At 71.2% G+C, this 14,851-nt stretch carries 16 protein-coding genes; 2 read left to right on the top strand and 14 right to left on the bottom strand.

The features are described from left to right. Positions 1 to 235: 235 nt before the first annotated feature. On the top strand, positions 236 to 1,762 hold the full coding sequence (locus CRP50_RS05300; protein WP_097277949.1) for a sensor histidine kinase: 1,527 nt from the start codon (positions 236 to 238) through the stop codon (positions 1,760 to 1,762). A gap of 39 nt (positions 1,763 to 1,801) precedes the next feature. Here CRP50_RS05300 and CRP50_RS05295 read toward each other — a convergent pair whose 3' ends face one another. The 10 genes from CRP50_RS05295 to CRP50_RS05250 all read right to left on the bottom strand — a co-directional run bounded on the left by CRP50_RS05295 (position 1,802) and on the right by CRP50_RS05250 (position 10,822). After that, positions 1,802 to 3,364, bottom strand: a complete 1,563-nt coding sequence (locus tag CRP50_RS05295) for a nitrite reductase (RefSeq protein ID WP_217991995.1) — start codon at positions 3,362 to 3,364, stop codon at positions 1,802 to 1,804. Positions 3,365 to 3,366: 2 nt separating this feature from the next. After that, a complete protein-coding gene (nirJ, locus tag CRP50_RS05290) occupies positions 3,367 to 4,617 on the bottom strand; it encodes a heme d1 biosynthesis radical SAM protein NirJ (protein ID WP_097277947.1) in 1,251 nt (416 codons plus the stop codon). 2 nt (positions 4,618 to 4,619) lie between these two features. Continuing rightward, entirely contained in the window at positions 4,620 to 5,132 is a 513-nt protein-coding gene (locus CRP50_RS05285; protein ID WP_322090843.1) for an Lrp/AsnC family transcriptional regulator, read from the bottom strand. Then, positions 5,129 to 5,593 carry an Lrp/AsnC family transcriptional regulator gene (locus CRP50_RS05280; protein WP_097277946.1) on the bottom strand — a complete coding sequence of 155 codons (465 nt, stop codon included), beginning with the start codon at positions 5,591 to 5,593 and terminating at the stop codon, positions 5,129 to 5,131. Before CRP50_RS05280 ends, CRP50_RS05285 begins: the two co-directional genes overlap by 4 nt. Beyond that, on the bottom strand, positions 5,590 to 6,123 hold the full coding sequence (locus CRP50_RS05275; RefSeq protein ID WP_097277945.1) for an Lrp/AsnC family transcriptional regulator: 534 nt from the start codon (positions 6,121 to 6,123) through the stop codon (positions 5,590 to 5,592). Before CRP50_RS05275 ends, CRP50_RS05280 begins: the two co-directional genes overlap by 4 nt. Further along, positions 6,120 to 6,572 carry an Lrp/AsnC family transcriptional regulator gene (locus CRP50_RS05270; RefSeq protein ID WP_097277944.1) on the bottom strand — a complete coding sequence of 151 codons (453 nt, stop codon included), beginning with the start codon at positions 6,570 to 6,572 and terminating at the stop codon, positions 6,120 to 6,122. Before CRP50_RS05270 ends, CRP50_RS05275 begins: the two co-directional genes overlap by 4 nt. 3 nt (positions 6,573 to 6,575) lie before the next feature. Further along, positions 6,576 to 7,757: a cytochrome D1 domain-containing protein gene (locus CRP50_RS05265; protein WP_097277943.1), complete on the bottom strand. Its 1,182-nt coding sequence runs from the start codon at positions 7,755 to 7,757 to the stop codon at positions 6,576 to 6,578. Next, on the bottom strand, positions 7,754 to 8,077 hold the full coding sequence (locus tag CRP50_RS05260; RefSeq protein WP_176525038.1) for a c-type cytochrome: 324 nt from the start codon (positions 8,075 to 8,077) through the stop codon (positions 7,754 to 7,756). The genes CRP50_RS05265 and CRP50_RS05260 overlap by 4 nt, the downstream gene beginning before the upstream one ends. Next, positions 8,070 to 8,858 (bottom strand): uroporphyrinogen-III C-methyltransferase, encoded by a 789-nt coding sequence (gene cobA, locus CRP50_RS05255; protein ID WP_097277942.1) that lies wholly within the window; start codon positions 8,856 to 8,858, stop codon positions 8,070 to 8,072. The genes CRP50_RS05260 and cobA overlap by 8 nt, the downstream gene beginning before the upstream one ends. A gap of 218 nt (positions 8,859 to 9,076) precedes the next feature. Next, positions 9,077 to 10,822, bottom strand: coding sequence for a nitrite reductase (locus tag CRP50_RS05250; RefSeq protein ID WP_097277941.1), 1,746 nt, complete (start codon positions 10,820 to 10,822; stop codon positions 9,077 to 9,079). Positions 10,823 to 11,056: 234 nt separating this feature from the next. On the opposite strand from CRP50_RS05250, the gene CRP50_RS05245 reads away from it, so the two are divergent. Next, positions 11,057 to 11,461, top strand: coding sequence for a response regulator (locus CRP50_RS05245; RefSeq protein WP_097277940.1), 405 nt, complete (start codon positions 11,057 to 11,059; stop codon positions 11,459 to 11,461). 13 nt (positions 11,462 to 11,474) lie between these two features. On the opposite strand, the gene ubiV is transcribed toward CRP50_RS05245, so the two are convergent. The 4 genes from ubiV to CRP50_RS05225 all read right to left on the bottom strand — a co-directional run bounded on the left by ubiV (position 11,475) and on the right by CRP50_RS05225 (position 14,842). Continuing rightward, positions 11,475 to 12,386, bottom strand: a complete 912-nt coding sequence (gene ubiV, locus CRP50_RS05240; protein ID WP_097277939.1) for a ubiquinone anaerobic biosynthesis protein UbiV — start codon at positions 12,384 to 12,386, stop codon at positions 11,475 to 11,477. A gap of 11 nt (positions 12,387 to 12,397) precedes the next feature. After that, on the bottom strand, positions 12,398 to 13,372 hold the full coding sequence (ubiU, locus tag CRP50_RS05235) for a ubiquinone anaerobic biosynthesis protein UbiU (protein WP_097277938.1): 975 nt from the start codon (positions 13,370 to 13,372) through the stop codon (positions 12,398 to 12,400). Positions 13,373 to 13,424: 52 nt separating this feature from the next. Beyond that, complete coding sequence (locus CRP50_RS05230) at positions 13,425 to 14,048, bottom strand: SCP2 sterol-binding domain-containing protein (protein ID WP_176525037.1); 624 nt, start codon at positions 14,046 to 14,048, stop codon at positions 13,425 to 13,427. A gap of 386 nt (positions 14,049 to 14,434) precedes the next feature. Beyond that, positions 14,435 to 14,842 carry a c-type cytochrome gene (locus tag CRP50_RS05225; protein ID WP_097277936.1) on the bottom strand — a complete coding sequence of 136 codons (408 nt, stop codon included), beginning with the start codon at positions 14,840 to 14,842 and terminating at the stop codon, positions 14,435 to 14,437. Positions 14,843 to 14,851 lie beyond the last annotated feature (9 nt).

Here is a 14,851-nt window from a genome sequence, read left to right as displayed (position 1 = left end):
TTCCCCTACGTCTCCCCCGGAGGCGGAACATCCGCCAGACGTCGTACCCCATGTTACGGCCCGCGAAGGGGTAAGGGCAACACCTCTGGCAGTCCGGCACGCTGAAAGAACGCGCCACGCTTACCCCTGCGGGAAGATATGCGCGGAACTTTCGCGTTCATATGCCGGGCGCCTGCTGATACGCTCCGGTAACCGGTGACCGACCGGACACAGCGTGAGGGCCGCGACGGCGAGAATGGCGCAGGACGGCGACGTTTTTCGCGACATGATGGACCGCCTGCCGCAGCCGATCGTGGTGGCCGCGGCGGAGGGGGCGGTGCTGTGGGCCAATGGCGCGGCCCGGGCGCTGCTGGCCGCCGTGTCCGACCCGCCGCCCACCTGCGTGCTCGAGATGGCGGCGCCCGAGGCGCGCGACGACCTCGCCGGCCTGCTCGCCGCCGTCGCCGCCGGCCGCAACCGCTGCGACCGCCGCCTGCCCGCCCGCACCCTCCGGGGGCCGCGCTGGATCGACTGGAGCGCCGAGCCGGTGACCTGGCAGGGCTCCGCCGCCATCCGGCTGTGCGGCGTCGACGTCACCGAAGACATGGAAGCCCACCGCACCGAGCGGCTGCTGCGCGAGGCGCTGGACTGCATTCCCGACGCGCTGGTGCTGTTCGACACCGACGACACCATCCTGTTCTTCAACCAGGCCTACCGCGATTTCTTCTGGTACATCCCGCCGCTGGAGGCCATGCGCGGCCGCCCCTTCGACGACGTGGTGAAGCTGTCCATGTCGCCGCCGCGGGTGGTGGCCGACCCGGTCGCCCGCACCGACCCGCAGGCCTACATCGAGAAGCGCCGCCGCCGCCTGCACAACCCGAGCCCCGAGCCCTTCGAGCTGTATACCGCCGAAGGCCGCTGGCATCTGGTGCGCGAGCGGCGCACGCCGGAAGGCCGCTTCATCGGCATCCGCTCCGACATCACCGACCGCAAGCGGGTGGAGGAACGGCTGTCGGAGCTGGTGAAGGAACTGGCGGAGTCCAACCGCGAGCTGGAGCAGTTCGCCTACGTCGCCAGCCACGACCTGCAGGAACCGCTGCGCATGATCACCAGCTACCTGCAGCTGCTGGAACGGCGCTACCGCGGCCGCATCGACCCGACGGCGGACGAGTTCATCCACCACGCCGTCGAGGGCGCGGCGCGCATGCAGCGGCTGATCCAGGACCTGCTGGAATATTCGCGCATCGGCCGCAGCGGCAAGCCGCTATCCGCCGTCGCCATGGCGACGGTGCTGCGCCAGGCGCTCGGCAACCTGCGGGTGACCGTGCAGGAGACCGAGGCGACGGTCGAGGTACCGTCCGACGGCGCCCTGCCCGAGGTGCTCGGCGACCCGACGGAACTGGTGCGGCTGTTCCAGAACCTGGTCGGCAACGCGCTGAAGTACCGCCACCCCGACCGGCGGCCGCAGGTGCGCGTGATGGTGGAGCCCGAGGGCGACCAGTGGCGCGTCTCGGTGGCCGACAACGGCATCGGCATCGATCCGGCGCACTACGAGCGCATCTTCCTGATCTTCCAGCGCCTGCACGGCCGCGAGCGCTACTCCGGCACGGGCATCGGCCTCGCCATCGCCAAGAAGATCGTCGACCGCCACGGCGGCCGCATCTGGGTGGACTCGCGGCCGGGCGAGGGCTCGACCTTCCACGTCACCCTGCCCGCCGCCGACCCGCTCAGCCGCCCGGAAGACGCCGGTGCCCCGGTCGAGTCCTTCGGCCGCACCGGCTGACGCGGCGCCGGCGGCGCGGAACGCCCCCGGCAGCCGCCCTCAATGGCTGGTGCCTTCCTCGTAGCGGATCTTGTTCGCCACGTTGTACTTGCCGACCGGCCGGCGCATGGGCAGGCGCTTCACTTCCTCCAGCGTGGCGGCGTCGAGCACGATGAGCGCGCCGTCGTCCTCCATCACCGACAGCAGCACGTGGCGGCCGTCCTCGGTGAACTCGGCGTGCGCCACGGTCTTGCCGGGCTCCAGGCGGAGGGTCTCGACGATCTCCAGCGTCGTCTTGTCGATGACGTGCACGGCGTCCTTGTTGGGGCCGAAGAAGACGTCGGCGAAGGCGTAGGGCGCCTTCTCGTGGCTGCGCATGAAGAAGCCGGGGCCGAGGGTTTCCAGCTCCTTCACCGTCTGCCACGTCGTCATGTCGATGACGGAGATCTTGTTCTCCTTCAGGTTCGGCGAGGCCATGACGCGCCGGCCGTTCCAGTCGAAAGTGATGCCCGAGCCCAGGTGCGGCATGCCGGACAGGGGAATGTCGGCGATCTTCCGCCCGACGATCAGGTTCACCACCTGCCCGTTCCTGCCGTTGCGCGCCGCGCCCATGAGGTTCTCGTAGCCCTGGTCGAAGAAGAAATCGTCCAGGTAGTCGTCGAGCTTGATGCGCCGCACCTGGAAGGCCTGGTCGCGCACGTCCAGGGCCTCCACCATGCCCGGCTCGTAGTTGTGGACGAGACCGGGGTAATAGGGCTTCTTCGGCGTGACGTAGGGGATTTCCCACACCTCCGGCAGATCCTTCAGCGCCACGATGAAGCTGCCGCGCGGCGGGGCGGCGTAGACCGCCGAGACCCGGCTTTCCGCCCCCTTGTCGCCGATGACCGGGATCACCGTGTGCGGCGACAGGTCGCGGGCGTTCAGGATCACCACGCTCGCCGGCACCATGTTGCCGACCGCCACCCACTTGCCGTCGCCGGAGACGGCGATGTTGCGGGTGTTGATGCCGGCTCGCACCTCGGCCACCATCTGCAGCGTCCACATGTCGTAGACCGACACCCAGCCGTCGCGGCTCGCCATGTAGGCGAAGCGGCCGTCGGGGGAATACTTGATGCCGCCGTGCAGGGCGAAGCGGCTCCGGAAGCGGTCGATGGGTTCGAAGCGGTCGCCGTCGAGGATGGTGACGTGATGGTCGCCGCTCTCCACCACCGCGAACAGGTTCATCAGGTCGCTGGCGTGGGTCGGGCGGTCGGGCAGCGCGGCGGGGTCGGCATGCAGGACGTGGCTGGCGGCGATCTCGGCCATGCCCCATTGCGGCATGCTCTCGGGCACGGCGAAGATGTAGGCGGCCAGCGCCTCGGCGTCGGCCTCCGACAGCTGGTCGGCGAAGCCGGGCATCTGGGTCGCCGGGCGGCCGTGCAGGATGATCTCCTTCGCCTCCGCCGGCTTGAGCCGCCCGAGGTTCTGCGGCAGCAGCGCCGGGCCGATGGCGCCCAGCCGGTCGCCGCCGTGGCAGGCGGCGCAGGTTTCCGTATAGAGCCGCGCCGCGTCGGGCTCGGCGGCCTGGACGGCGAGCGGCGCCAGCAGGGCGAAGCCCGTCGCGAGAACAGATGCAAGGCGCATGATCATGCTCCCGCCACGGCGGCGCGCCGCCGGGTCTCGCCGAAGGAGGTCAGCTGCACGCGCGGCCCGCCGCCGGTGACGCCGATCTCGTCGTCGTCCAGGTAGCAGCCGGGATCTTCCGCCCAGGCGTCGCCCGTCAGCTGGAAGGCGCGGGTGCGGGTGTTGCCGTTGCAGATGGCCTGGAAGGCACAGGCGCCGCAGCGCCCGCCGACGGCGCGCGGCCGCTGCTTGAGCCCGGCCATGAGCGGGTCGGAGGTGTCCATCCAGATGTCGGAGAACGGCCGCTTGCGCACGTTGCCGAGCGTATGGGTCCACCACATGGTGTCGGGGTGGACGTTGCCCAGGTTGTCGATATTGGCGACGTTGACGCCGGACGCATTGCCGCCCCAGGCCTCCAGCCGCCGACGCAGCATGGGCGCCTGCGCCGGGAAGCGCCGTTCCGCCCACTTGAGCAGGTAGACGCCGTCGGCATCGTTGTTGCCGGTGACGTATTCGCGCGTCCGGCCGGCCCGCACGTCGGCGAGGCAGCGCTCGAACAGCAGGTCCATGGTGCGGCGGGTGAGGGCGTGGTGGGCGTCGTCGCGGCGGTTGTGGTTGCCGCGCCCGGCATAGTTCAGGTGCGTGACGTAGACCTTGTCGATGCCTTCGGCGTCCGCCAGATCGAGCAGCGCCGGCAGGTCCTGCGCCGTGTCCCTGGTCGGGCAGAAGCGGATGCCGACCTTGATGCCGTGGTCGCGGCACAGGCGGATGGCCTTCAGGCTCGCGGCGAAGGCGCCGTCCTTGCGGCGGAAGTGGTCGTGCGTCGCCGCCAGGCCGTCGAGGCTGATGCCGACGTAGTCGAAGCCGACGGTCTGGAGGCGGTGGATGTTGTCCTCGTCGATGAGGGTGCCGTTGGTCGACAGGCCGACGTAGAAGCCCATCATCTTGGCGCGCGTCGCGATGCGCCAGATGTCGGGGCGCAGCAGCGGCTCGCCGCCCGACAGGATGAGCACCGGCACGCGGAAGGCCTTCAGGTCGTCCATGACGGTGAAGGCTTCGTCCGTGCTCAGCTCGCCGGCGAAGTCCTTGTCGGCCGACAGGGCGTAGCAGTGCCGGCAGGTCAGGTTGCAGCGGCGGATGAGGTTCCAGATGACGACGGGCCCCGAGGCCTCGCCGGCGCCCGGCCCCGGCGCGACACGGCGGGACGGGGCGGCCGGCGCCCGGCCTTCCTCGGCGGCCACCAGGGCGGAAACGTAGCGCGACAGGCGGAACATGGTCAGCCTCCCAGAGCGGACGCCATGCGCAGGCGCAGGCCGGTCTTTTTCAGGATCTTGGTGGAATAGAGGATCTCGCCGCCGCGGCAGGCGTCGCCCAGCAACGCCCGGATCTCGGCCGCCTGGGCTTCCGCCTCGTCGCGGTCGTGGCCGTGCACCATGGCGAACAGGTTGTAGGGCCAAACCTCGGGCAGGCGCGGGCGCAGGTAGCAGTGGCTGACGAAGGGCAACGCCCCCACCGCTTCCCCCAACGCCATGACGCGGGCGTCGTCGACGTCCCACACGGTCATGCCGTTGGCGCGGAAGCCGAGGCGGTAGTGGTTGGGCACCGCCCCGATGCGACGGATGACGCCGGCGGCCAGCATGCGGGCCATGCGGGCGAGCACGTCCTCGGTCGTCGTGCCGACCCTGTCGGCGACGGCGCCGTAGGGGTCGGGCACCAGCGGCAGCCCGTCTTGCGTCGCGGTGACGATGGCGCGGTCGGTGGCGTCGAGCAGGATCGGCTGGGTCATCATGCGACGAGCCTCAGGTCGAGGTGGAACTCGTGCAGCTTGGGCAGCGGCAGCACGGCCAAGCCCGTCGCGGCGGCGATCTCGTCGCACGCCGCCCGCGCCCGCTCCGGCGTCTCGGCAGCGACCACGAACCACATGTTGAGGGCATGGTCGCGGGCGTAGTTGTGGGCGACCTCCGGGAAGGCGTTGACCTGCCCGGCGACCTCGTCGAAGCGGTCGGCGGGCACGGTCATGGCGGCCAGCACCGCCTCGCCGCCCAGCGCCTCCGGCTTCCACAGGGGGCCGAAGCGGGTCAGCACGCCGCGAGTGCGCAGGGACGCCAGCCGCTCGATCAGCTCCGCCTCCGACAGGCCGAGCGGCGCGGCGGCGGCGGCATAGGGCCGGTCGCACAGGGGGAAGCCGCCCTGCAGGGCGTTGATGATGGCACGGTCGATGCGGTCGAGGTCGGGCGCGGCGGTGGTCATGCTCTCGCCTCCTGCTGCGGGCGACCGTAACGGCCGCCCGTCTGCTTGAACCGACGGGTGGAGAACAGCACCGCGTGCGGCAGGCCGGCGAGGCCCTGGCGGCGCAGCATGTCCTCCACCGCCGCCTGCACCACGGCGCGGTCGCGGCCGTGGACCATGGCGTAGAGGTTGTACGGCCAGTCCGGCAGGGCGCGGACACGGCGGTAGCACAGCGTCACCCCCTCCTCCAGCGCCAGCAGGCGGCCGGCGGCGGCGACGCGGTCGTCGGGCACGTCGATCACCACCATGGCATTGGCGGTGTAGCCGGCCTCGTGGTGGCGGACGATGGCGCCGAAGCGGCGGATGACGCCGCCCTCTGTCAGCGCCTTCAGCCGGCCGAGGACTTCGGCTTCCGACATGCCGAGGCGGGCGCCGAGGTCGGCGTAGGGGCGGGAGGTGAGCGGCAGCCCGCCGCGCAGCTCCGCCACCAGGGCGAGGTCGCGGGGGTCGGTGAGCGGGGCGGTGTCGCGCGGTGCGGTGATCTCGGTCATGACAGCGCGAACCCCAGATCGAGGTGATAGTCCTCCACCATGGGCAGGCGCAGGACCGGCAGGCCGGCTTCCTCCTCGATGAGCAGCAGCACGGCGTCGCGCCGCGCCACCGATGGCGCGGTGACCACGAACCACAGGTTCCAGGCGTGGTCGCGCCGGTAGTTGTGGTTGACCTCGGCGAAGCCCGAGACCATGGCCGCCACCGCCTCCAGGCGATCCTCCGGCACCTTCAGCGCAGCGAGGCACGAGGCGCCGACCGAGCCCGGACGGTAGACGGCGCCGATGCGCGACAGCAAACCCTCCTCGCGCATGAGGCGGAAGGCGTCCAGCACCACCCGCTCGGTGACGCCGAGGCGGGCGGCGAGCGCGGCATAGGGGCGCGGCGTCAGCGGGAAGTCGTGCTGCGAGAGGTTGAGCAGCCGCGTGTCGAAGTCATATGCAGTCTGCATGATCTACAGTCCGATCCGGTGGGCGCGGCTGGTGAAGAAGATGCCCGAGGGCTTGTCGGCCGGCAGGGTGGCGAGCTTCTCGCGCGTCTCGGTGTCGTAGACCTGCACCTGATCGCGGTCGCGCACCGACAGCCACACGCGGTCGCCGCGCGGGGTGAATTCCATGTGCAGCACGCCGGGGCCGGGTTCGAGGGTATCGGCGACGGCCAGGCGTTCGGTGTCGATGACCTGCACCGTGCCGTTGTCGGGCAGGGCGAAGTTGACCCACACGTGCCGCCCGCCCGGCCGCGCCATGACGAAGACCGGCTGGCCGTGGACGGGTATCTCGGCCACCTGCTCCCAGGTGTCGAGGTCGACCACCAGCACCGAGTGGCGGCCGATGGCGGGCAGCCAGGCCTTGCCGCCGGCCACCGCCCAGCCTTCCAGATGCGGCATCTTGTAGACCGGCAGCGCCTCCTGCCCGCGGCCGTAGCCGTCGAGCACGCGGCGCACGCCCGTCTCGGGGTGCCACAGGTCGAGCATGGCGAGGCCGTCCTCGCCGAACAGGCCGGCGATGTACCAGCGGCCGTCTTCCGACACGAGCGCGTCGTAGGGCTGGCGGCCGATGGCCTCGAACCGCGTCAGGGCGGGGCTGCGGCGGTCGGCGGAGAAGTCGGCGATCCAGATTTCGTCGGTGTCGTAGAGGCTGAAGACGAAGCGGTTGCCCGGCGCGTCTTCCAGCCCCACCACCTTGGACCGCTTGCCGTCGCCGATGGACGTGGCGGGAATGTCGGCCACGAGGTCCAGCGTCTCGGCATCGAACACCGTGACGCCGCCGGGCTCGTAGTTGGCGACGGCGACCAGGGTGCCGTCTTCCGAGATGGCGCCGCCGATGGAATTGCCCGACTGCACGACGCGGCGGTCGATGGTGCCGGTCAGCACGTCCACCTTGGTCAAGCCGCCGTCGCGGCCGAAGACGTAGGCATAGCGCTCGCTCGGTCCGAACACGACGGAGGCGTGCGACAGGTCGCCGAGGCCGGCGACGGTGGCAAGCCGGGTGCTGGCCCGGCGGTCGACCACGGCCACCTGGCCGACGGCGCGCTCGACGACGACGCCGAGGTCGCCGGTGCCGCGCAACTCGGCCGCCTGGGCGGCAAAGGACAGCACCAGGGCGGTACCGGCCAGGAGGAGGGGGCGGAAGATCATCGGTCGTCTCCTTGCCGGAGCATCTCCACCAGCGCCGCGATCTCGGCGTCGCTCAGGAGGGGAGCCCACGGCGGCATGGGGGTGCCGGGCACGCCGTCGCGGATGGTGAGCGCGAGGTCGGCGTCGCTGCGGCCGGCGAGTGCGTCGGGGGTGAGCGGGCTGCCGAGGCCGCCCTTGCGGGTCAGGCCGTGGCAGGAACCGCAGTCCTGCGTCAGGAACTCGCGCAGTTCCGCCCGGCGCTCGGGGGATAGGGGGTCGGATGCCGCGGCGGGCGCCGCCAGAGCCAGCGCCACCAGGGCCGCGGCCACCGCCTCACGCATGGGCCGCGAGCGGCGGCGTCGCGGCCACCGTCGCGTCGACGGGCGCGGGCGCCGCGTCGGCCAGCGCCGCCACCCGGCCGATGACCAGCAGGGTCGGCGCCTTGAAGGCCGCCGCCGCCAGGTCGTAAGGGCCGTCGCGCAGGGTGGTGAGCAGGCGGCGTTCCTGCGGCGTGGTGCCGTTCTGCACCGCCAGCAGCGGCGTGTCCGCCGGCAGGCCGTGGGCGATCAGGCGCTCGCTGATCTGCGGCAGGGTGGCGAGGCCCATGTAGACCACCAGCGTGGTCTCCGGGTCGGCGAGGCTCGCCCAGTTGAGGTCGAGCGGCGCGTCGCCCTTGGCATGGCCGGTGACGAAGCGCACGCCGGTGGCGAGGCCGCGATGGGTCAGCGGCACGCCGCAGGCCGCGCCGCAGGCGGCGGCGGAGGTGATGCCGGGCACCACCCGCACCTCGACGCCGTGGCGCGTCAGGTGCTCGGCTTCCTCGCCGCCGCGCCCGAACACGAAGGGGTCGCCGCCCTTCAGGCGGACCACCGTGCCGTAGCGGCGGGCGAGGCCGAGCAGGATGTCGTTGATGCCGTCCTGGGTGCAGTGGTGGCAGCCGCTTTCCTTGCCGACGAACACCCGCTCCGCCGCCGCCGGCACCAGCGCCATGACGGCGGGCGACACCAGGCGGTCGTAGGCGACGGCCTCGGCCTCGGCCAGCAGCCGGGCGGCCTTCACCGTCAGCAGATCGGGGTCGCCCGGGCCGGCACCGACCAGATGCACGCAACCGAGTTTCCGCATGGTCTTTCTCCCCCAGAGCCGCCACGCCTGCGTCCCGACGACACCGCGCACGGCCGGATCAACCGTCTTTCTTCGAGGAACCGCTGGTTCGCCGGTGCTCCCACCGGCCCGACCGGGCCGGCGCCGCGGATGCGGCGGGAGCCTGGGGCGCCGGAGGCGCCCGCCCGGCGCCTGAGGGCCGGGGACCGCAAGGCGGTCCCCAAACCCAAAGGACGTTCTCAGTACACGTCGTGCTGGGTGTTGTAGGTGTTGAACTTGCCGGTCGGGGTGATCAGGCGGTCGTCCTTGATGACCTGCTTGAGCGTGCGGGTCTTGTCGTCGACCACGACGATGGCCGACTTCTGCTCCTTGCCGTTCCAGACGGAGAACCACACCTCGTCGCCGGCCTTGTTGTATTCCGGCTGCACGACGCGCTTGGCGCCCTCGCCCAGGTCGGCCCATTCGGCGATGGGCAGGACTTCGTAGCCCTTGGAGAAGTCCTGGGTGTCGAACACCGCCACCGACTGGTACAGCTCGGCGTCGGAATTCAGCGGGGTGTCGACCCACAGGTTCTTGCTGTTCGGGTGGGTCTTGATGAACAGCGAGCCGCCGCCCTGGCCGGAGATGGTGTCGACCACCTTCCAGGCGTGGTCCGGATGGCCCTCGGGGTCGGTGCCGATCATGGAGATCGTCTCGTCGCCGAGGTGGCTGGTCGCCCACACCGGGCCGAACTTCGGATGCACGAAGTTGGCGCCGCGGCCGGGGTGCGGCGTGGTGCCGACCTCGACCAGGGCCGCGAGGTTGCGGTCCTTGGTGTCGATCACGGCGATGGTGTTGCGCGCGTTGGCCGCCACCAGGAAGTAGCGCCCGGTCGAGTCCAGGCCGCCGTCGTGCAGGAAGCGCTCGGCCTCGATTTCCACCGTCTTCAGATTCTTGAGGTCGGAGTAGTCGACCAGGATGACCTTGCCGGTTTCCTTCACGTTGACGATGAATTCCGGGTTGTAGTGCGACGCCAGGATGGAGGCGACGCGCGGCTCCGGATGGAAGGTCTGCTCGTCGTAGAGCATGCCGCGGGTGGAGACGATCTTCTGCGGCTCCAGCGTCGCGCCGTCCATGATGACGTACTGCGGCGGCCAATAGGCGCCGGCGATGGCGAGCTTGTCTTCCCAGCCCTTCATCTTGGAGGTTTCCACCGACCGCGCCTCGAGGCCGATCTTGATGGAGGCCACCTTGGTGGGCTCGGCCGGCCACAGGTCGATCATGTCGATGCGGCCGTCGCGGCCGATGGTGTAGACGTAGCGGCCCGAGGCCGACATGCGCGAGATGTGCACGGCATAGCCGGTCGGCACGATCTGCTCGATCTTGTGCGTCTTGCCGTTGATGAGCGCCACTTCGCCGGCGTCGCGCAGGGTGACGGCGAACAGGTCGTCGAGCGGCAGCTTGTTCATCTGCTTGGTCGGCCGGTCTTCCGGCTTCACCAGCACTTCCCAGCTTTCCTTCATCTTGTCCATGCCCCACTCGGGGGGCTGCGGCGGATCGTTCATGACGTAGCGCGCCATGATGTCCACCTGCGTCTCGGTCAGCTCGCCCGAGGTGCCCCAGTTGGGCATGCCGGCGGGGCTGCCGTAGGTGATGAAGGCCTTCACGTGATCCATGCCGAGCTCATGGGTGCGCTCGGGCTCCAGGTTCGGGCCGGTGGCGCCCTTGCGCAGCACGCCGTGGCAGCCGGCGCAGCGCTCGAAGAAGATCTTCTTGCCCTCGGCCAGTTCGTCGGCCGTCAGCTGGAAGGCGTCCTCGGGCTTCGGCGCGACCTCGGCCGGCATGTTGTCGAGCTGCGGCACGTAGGTGTTGGTGGTGCCGCCGTCCTTGCCGGCGTCGGGCGCGTGCGTCTTGGTTTCGGCGGCCCCCGCCGCTGCGGAGAACGCCAGCAGCGCCGCCAGGGCGACCGACCCGGCCAGCGCGCGGTTGAGCTTGGAATGCGACATTATCAGCCCCCTCCTGAGGGATGCGGTCATTGACGCTGCCGACAATGCCGCCCCTCGGGGAACGGGGCCTTGACCTTGGTCAAATAGCCCTAGTCGATTTGTAGGTTGTCGATCCGGACGCGAGAAAAGGCGCCGACGTATACGCTTCGGGATCTATTTGCCCAACGTCATGGTGCGGCCTCGACCCCTCGCGGAGCCTGTGAACATAACCGACAAATCCGCAGGGAGATCACCATGTCCGACCGCCCCTACGACTGCCTCGACGGCCTCAACGTGCTGGTCGCCGACGACAACCCGCACATCCGCAAGCTGGTCACCACGCTGCTGACGGCGCTCGGCCGGCCGGGGTCGGTGGAGGAAGCCTGCTGCGGCGATTGCGCGCTCGACATCCTGGCCACCAAGCCGGTGGACGTCGCCATCGTCGACTGGCGCATGGAGCCGGTGAACGGCATCGAGCTGGTGCGCGCCATCCGCGAGCAGGAACGCGCCCGCCGCCTGCCCGTCATCATGATGAGCGGCTACGCCGGCCCCGACCACATGGCGGACATGCGCGACGCCGGCGCCGACGCGGTGTTGACCAAGCCGCTCGGCCTGCGGCGGTTCGCGGCGACGGTGGCCGCCGCCGCGCGCCGGGCCTGAACGACGGCGCCGCTCAGGCCGCGATCCAGGCCGCGCCGTCCCGCCCGTGGTAGAAGCCGTTGGCGGCGGCGCGGCCGTCGAGCAGGTCGAACAGCGCATCCTCCGCCGCCACGGGATCGAGCCGCCCGGCCAGCAGGTCGGCATAGACCCGCCCGGCCGCCCCCATGTCCAGATCGTGCGGCGACAGGCGGAAGGCGGTCACCCCGGCCGCCACCAGATCCGGCACCTCGCGCACCAGCAGGGTCAGGGCGTCGGCCTGGGTCTGGGTGCCGTTGACGCGCAGGAAGGCGGCGCCGTCGAGCGTGTCCACCGGCATCCCCTCGACATCCTGGCCGCAGACGTAGCGGCAGCCGTCCTTGGACAGGCCGTGGGCGCGGGCGTGGTAGCAGCGCGCCGAGATGGCGAGCGGCGCCCGGCCGAACACCTGCACCTCCGTCGCCATGCCGAGCCGCCCGGCCGCCTCCGCCAGCCGCGCCAGGCTGTCGGCCGACAGTTCCCACGGCAGGCACACCGACTCGGCGCCGCGCTCGGCCAGCACCGTCAGGGTGCCCTCGTTGTAGACGTTGACGTAAGGCCCGACACGGTGCGGCCGGCCGGCCAGCAGGGCGAGGGCACCGGCGTCGTTGGCCTCCACCCGGAAGCCCTCGCCGGCCGAGGCGGCGACGCCGCGCAGGGCATCCACTTCCGACTCGGTGACGGCGAGCGCGAGGGTCGACAGCACCACGGTCTTGCCGGCCGTCGACAGCACCTCGGCGGCCTCGGCCATGGCGTCGGCGACCAGCGGCTCGCGCTTGCCGCACACGGTCTCGCCCAGGTAGACGACGTCGAAGGGGCTGTCCTCGGCGATGCCGCAGTAGAAGGCGCGGCGGCGGTCGGCGGACCAGTTGTACAGCAGCGGGCCGAGGGCGAGGGTCGGCTGGGTCATGGTCGGGCTCCTCACTGCCACGCGCGGGTATAGGCGCCGGTGGTGGCGACGCCGCCTTCCAGGAAGGCCGCCGGGGCGGCGGCCTGGGTGCCGGCGATGGCGGCCTTCAGGCTCTTCACCACCTGCGCGACATAGGCCTTGCCGCGCTGGCGGCCCTCGATCTTCAGGGCGGCGACGCCGGCGCGGGCGAAGTCCGGCACCAGGGTGGAGGCGTCGAGGCTGGTCGGGTCCTCGAACAGGTGGCCGTCGCGGTTCATGGCCCGGAACCGACCCTTGCACAGCGTCGGGTAGCCGGCCGGCTCGCCGGGGCCGAAGCGGTTGATGGTATAGCCGGCCAGCCGCGACACCATGACCTCGCCCTCCTGCTCGTAGCGCACCGCCGAGGCCGGCGAGCAGACGCCGTCCTTGTTGGGCGACTGGCCGGTGGCGTAGCTCGACAGGGAACAGCGGCCTTCCGCCATGACGCACAGGCCGCCGAACACGAAGACTTCCGTCTCCACCTCGGGCACCGCCTGGGTCAGCGCGGCGATCTGCGGCACCGTCAGCACGCGCGGCAGCACGACGCGGCGGATGCCGAAGGCGTCGCGGTAGAAGCGGATGGCGTGCTCGTTGGCCGCCGCCGCCTGCACCGACAGGTGCAGCCGCAGGTCCGGATGGCGCTTCGCGGCATAGGCGGCGAGGCCCATGTCGCACAGGATGACGGCATGCGCTCCCGCCTCCGCCGCGATGTCGACGGCGCGCTGCCACAGGGCCTCGTCGCCGGCGTCCGGATAGGTGTTGATGGCGATCATCGGCCGCACGCCGTGGCGGCGGCACAGGGCGACGCCCTCCGCCGCTTCCTTGGGCGAGAAGTTGAGGCCGGGGAAGTTGCGGGCGTTGGTGCGGTCGCGGAAGCCGAAATAGACGGCGTCCGCCCCCGCCTCGACGGCGGCGGCCAGCGCCGCCGGCGTTCCGGCCGGGCAGACCAGTTCGATGGGTCGGCTCATGGGGGCTCCTGTGGGGGACAAGAGAGGCTCGGGAAGATCGGGGATTCGGGGATCAGCGACGGCGGCGGGCGGCGTCCTGCTCCAGGCGGCTGAGGCGGGCCTCCTGGCGCGCCAGCTCGGTGCGCAGGGGCGCGACCACCGCCTGCTGCAGCACCGCGAGGTCGTGCGTCGCCGCGGCGTGCACCCGGCGCACCAGGCCGACGGCGCGCTCCGCCCCCGGCAGGCGGGACAGCAGGGCGGAGGCGTCGATGCCGCCGTCCTCCAGGGCGTAACGCAGGGCCATGACGAGGCCGGTGTCGCCCTCGATGGTCAGCAGGCGGGCGAACAGGCCGGCGTCACCGTCCAGCCCGCCGGCACCGTCGAGCATGCCGAGCAGCACCTCCACCGGCGCCCGCACCACGGCGGTTGCCTCCACGCCCTCGGCGCGGGTCACGTCGGCGTCGAGGCCGCCGGCGCCGATGGTCAGCAGCAGCGCCACCGGCCAGCCGGCCGGCACGATGGCGACGGTACCGGCAAGGCCGCTCAGGCGGTCGGCGAGCAGCGGCGCCAGGTGGCCGACGACGCGCGTCAGCAGCGGCCGCGCCACCGCCCGCAGCACCGGCAGCGGCACCGGGCGCAGCAGAAGGCCGCCGATCAGCGACGGGGACAAGGTGGCGGCGGAAGAATGATGCGACATGCATGCCTCGCAGGGGGACGCGCGGAATAGCCACACTAATCCCATGGCTATGGCGGAGGCAATGACGCCGGTTCATGCATCCCCGCCGAACGGCGAAGTTGTCCTGCGTCAAGGTGCAAGCCAGACGGCAGCCGTAGGGTTCTTCCACGCCCGGTCGATCTCCCGACCTCTCCACCGGCCGGGCGGAGTTCCCCCAATAAATCGACCGTTCCAGGCCCGGAGCATCCCCTGCTCCGGGCCTTCTTTTCGACCACGGCGCTGGGGAAAACGGAAAACGGCCGCGCCTTGCGGTCGCGGCCGTTTCCGAACCGGCGGTGGAGCGGTACCGGAGCGTGCCCCCTCCGGACGATGCCGTGCAAATGAACCGGCCCGCGCCGCCGCCGCGCCTACTTCAGGGTCATGAGGTAGGCGATGACGTCCTGGCGGTCCTTTTCGTCCTTCAGCTTGAAGGTCATCTTGCTGCGCGCCTTGGGGTCGCCCGCCTTGTCGCGGACGTAGGCGGTCGGATCCTCCAGGTAGGCCATGAGGGCGGCTTCGTCCCACGTGCCCGCGGCCTTGGCGGCGGCGAGGAAGTCGTCGGAGTACTTGAAGCCGTCCACCGTGCCCATGGACCCGCCGGCGACGCCGAACAGCGCCGGGCCGACCTTATTGGCCTTGGCGTCGCTCAGGTCGTGGCAGGCGAGGCACTTCTTGGCGACCTTCTCGCCCGCGGCGGCATCGCCGGCGGCGGCGGCCGGACCGGCGAACGCCAGGCCGACCGCTGCGAGGGTCGCGATGGTCAGGGTCTTCCGCATGCGTCTCAC

This window comes from Caenispirillum bisanense, assembly GCF_900230255.1.
Taxonomy (GTDB): domain Bacteria; phylum Pseudomonadota; class Alphaproteobacteria; order Rhodospirillales; family Rhodospirillaceae; genus Caenispirillum; species Caenispirillum bisanense_A.
The sequence above is the reverse complement of the archived record's forward strand: the minus strand, read 5'-3'. Positions and strand labels throughout refer to the sequence as shown.

What these genes read in the sequence shown, in the direction of transcription:
- CRP50_RS05300 (WP_097277949.1), top strand. Translation starts at nt 236, where the DNA reads ATGGCGCAGGACGGCGACGTTTTTCGCGACATGATGGACCGCCTGCCG.
- CRP50_RS05295 (WP_217991995.1), bottom strand. Translation starts at nt 3,364, where the DNA reads ATGCGCCTTGCATCTGTTCTCGCGACGGGCTTCGCCCTGCTGGCGCCG.
- nirJ (WP_097277947.1), bottom strand. Translation starts at nt 4,617, where the DNA reads ATGTTCCGCCTGTCGCGCTACGTTTCCGCCCTGGTGGCCGCCGAGGAA.
- CRP50_RS05285 (WP_322090843.1), bottom strand. Translation starts at nt 5,132, where the DNA reads ATGATGACCCAGCCGATCCTGCTCGACGCCACCGACCGCGCCATCGTC.
- CRP50_RS05280 (WP_097277946.1), bottom strand. Translation starts at nt 5,593, where the DNA reads ATGACCACCGCCGCGCCCGACCTCGACCGCATCGACCGTGCCATCATC.
- CRP50_RS05275 (WP_097277945.1), bottom strand. Translation starts at nt 6,123, where the DNA reads ATGACCGAGATCACCGCACCGCGCGACACCGCCCCGCTCACCGACCCC.
- CRP50_RS05270 (WP_097277944.1), bottom strand. Translation starts at nt 6,572, where the DNA reads ATGCAGACTGCATATGACTTCGACACGCGGCTGCTCAACCTCTCGCAG.
- CRP50_RS05265 (WP_097277943.1), bottom strand. Translation starts at nt 7,757, where the DNA reads ATGATCTTCCGCCCCCTCCTCCTGGCCGGTACCGCCCTGGTGCTGTCC.
- CRP50_RS05260 (WP_176525038.1), bottom strand. Translation starts at nt 8,077, where the DNA reads ATGCGTGAGGCGGTGGCCGCGGCCCTGGTGGCGCTGGCTCTGGCGGCG.
- cobA (WP_097277942.1), bottom strand. Translation starts at nt 8,858, where the DNA reads ATGCGGAAACTCGGTTGCGTGCATCTGGTCGGTGCCGGCCCGGGCGAC.
- CRP50_RS05250 (WP_097277941.1), bottom strand. Translation starts at nt 10,822, where the DNA reads ATGTCGCATTCCAAGCTCAACCGCGCGCTGGCCGGGTCGGTCGCCCTG.
- CRP50_RS05245 (WP_097277940.1), top strand. Translation starts at nt 11,057, where the DNA reads ATGTCCGACCGCCCCTACGACTGCCTCGACGGCCTCAACGTGCTGGTC.
- ubiV (WP_097277939.1), bottom strand. Translation starts at nt 12,386, where the DNA reads ATGACCCAGCCGACCCTCGCCCTCGGCCCGCTGCTGTACAACTGGTCC.
- ubiU (WP_097277938.1), bottom strand. Translation starts at nt 13,372, where the DNA reads ATGAGCCGACCCATCGAACTGGTCTGCCCGGCCGGAACGCCGGCGGCG.
- CRP50_RS05230 (WP_176525037.1), bottom strand. Translation starts at nt 14,048, where the DNA reads ATGTCGCATCATTCTTCCGCCGCCACCTTGTCCCCGTCGCTGATCGGC.
- CRP50_RS05225 (WP_097277936.1), bottom strand. Translation starts at nt 14,842, where the DNA reads ATGCGGAAGACCCTGACCATCGCGACCCTCGCAGCGGTCGGCCTGGCG.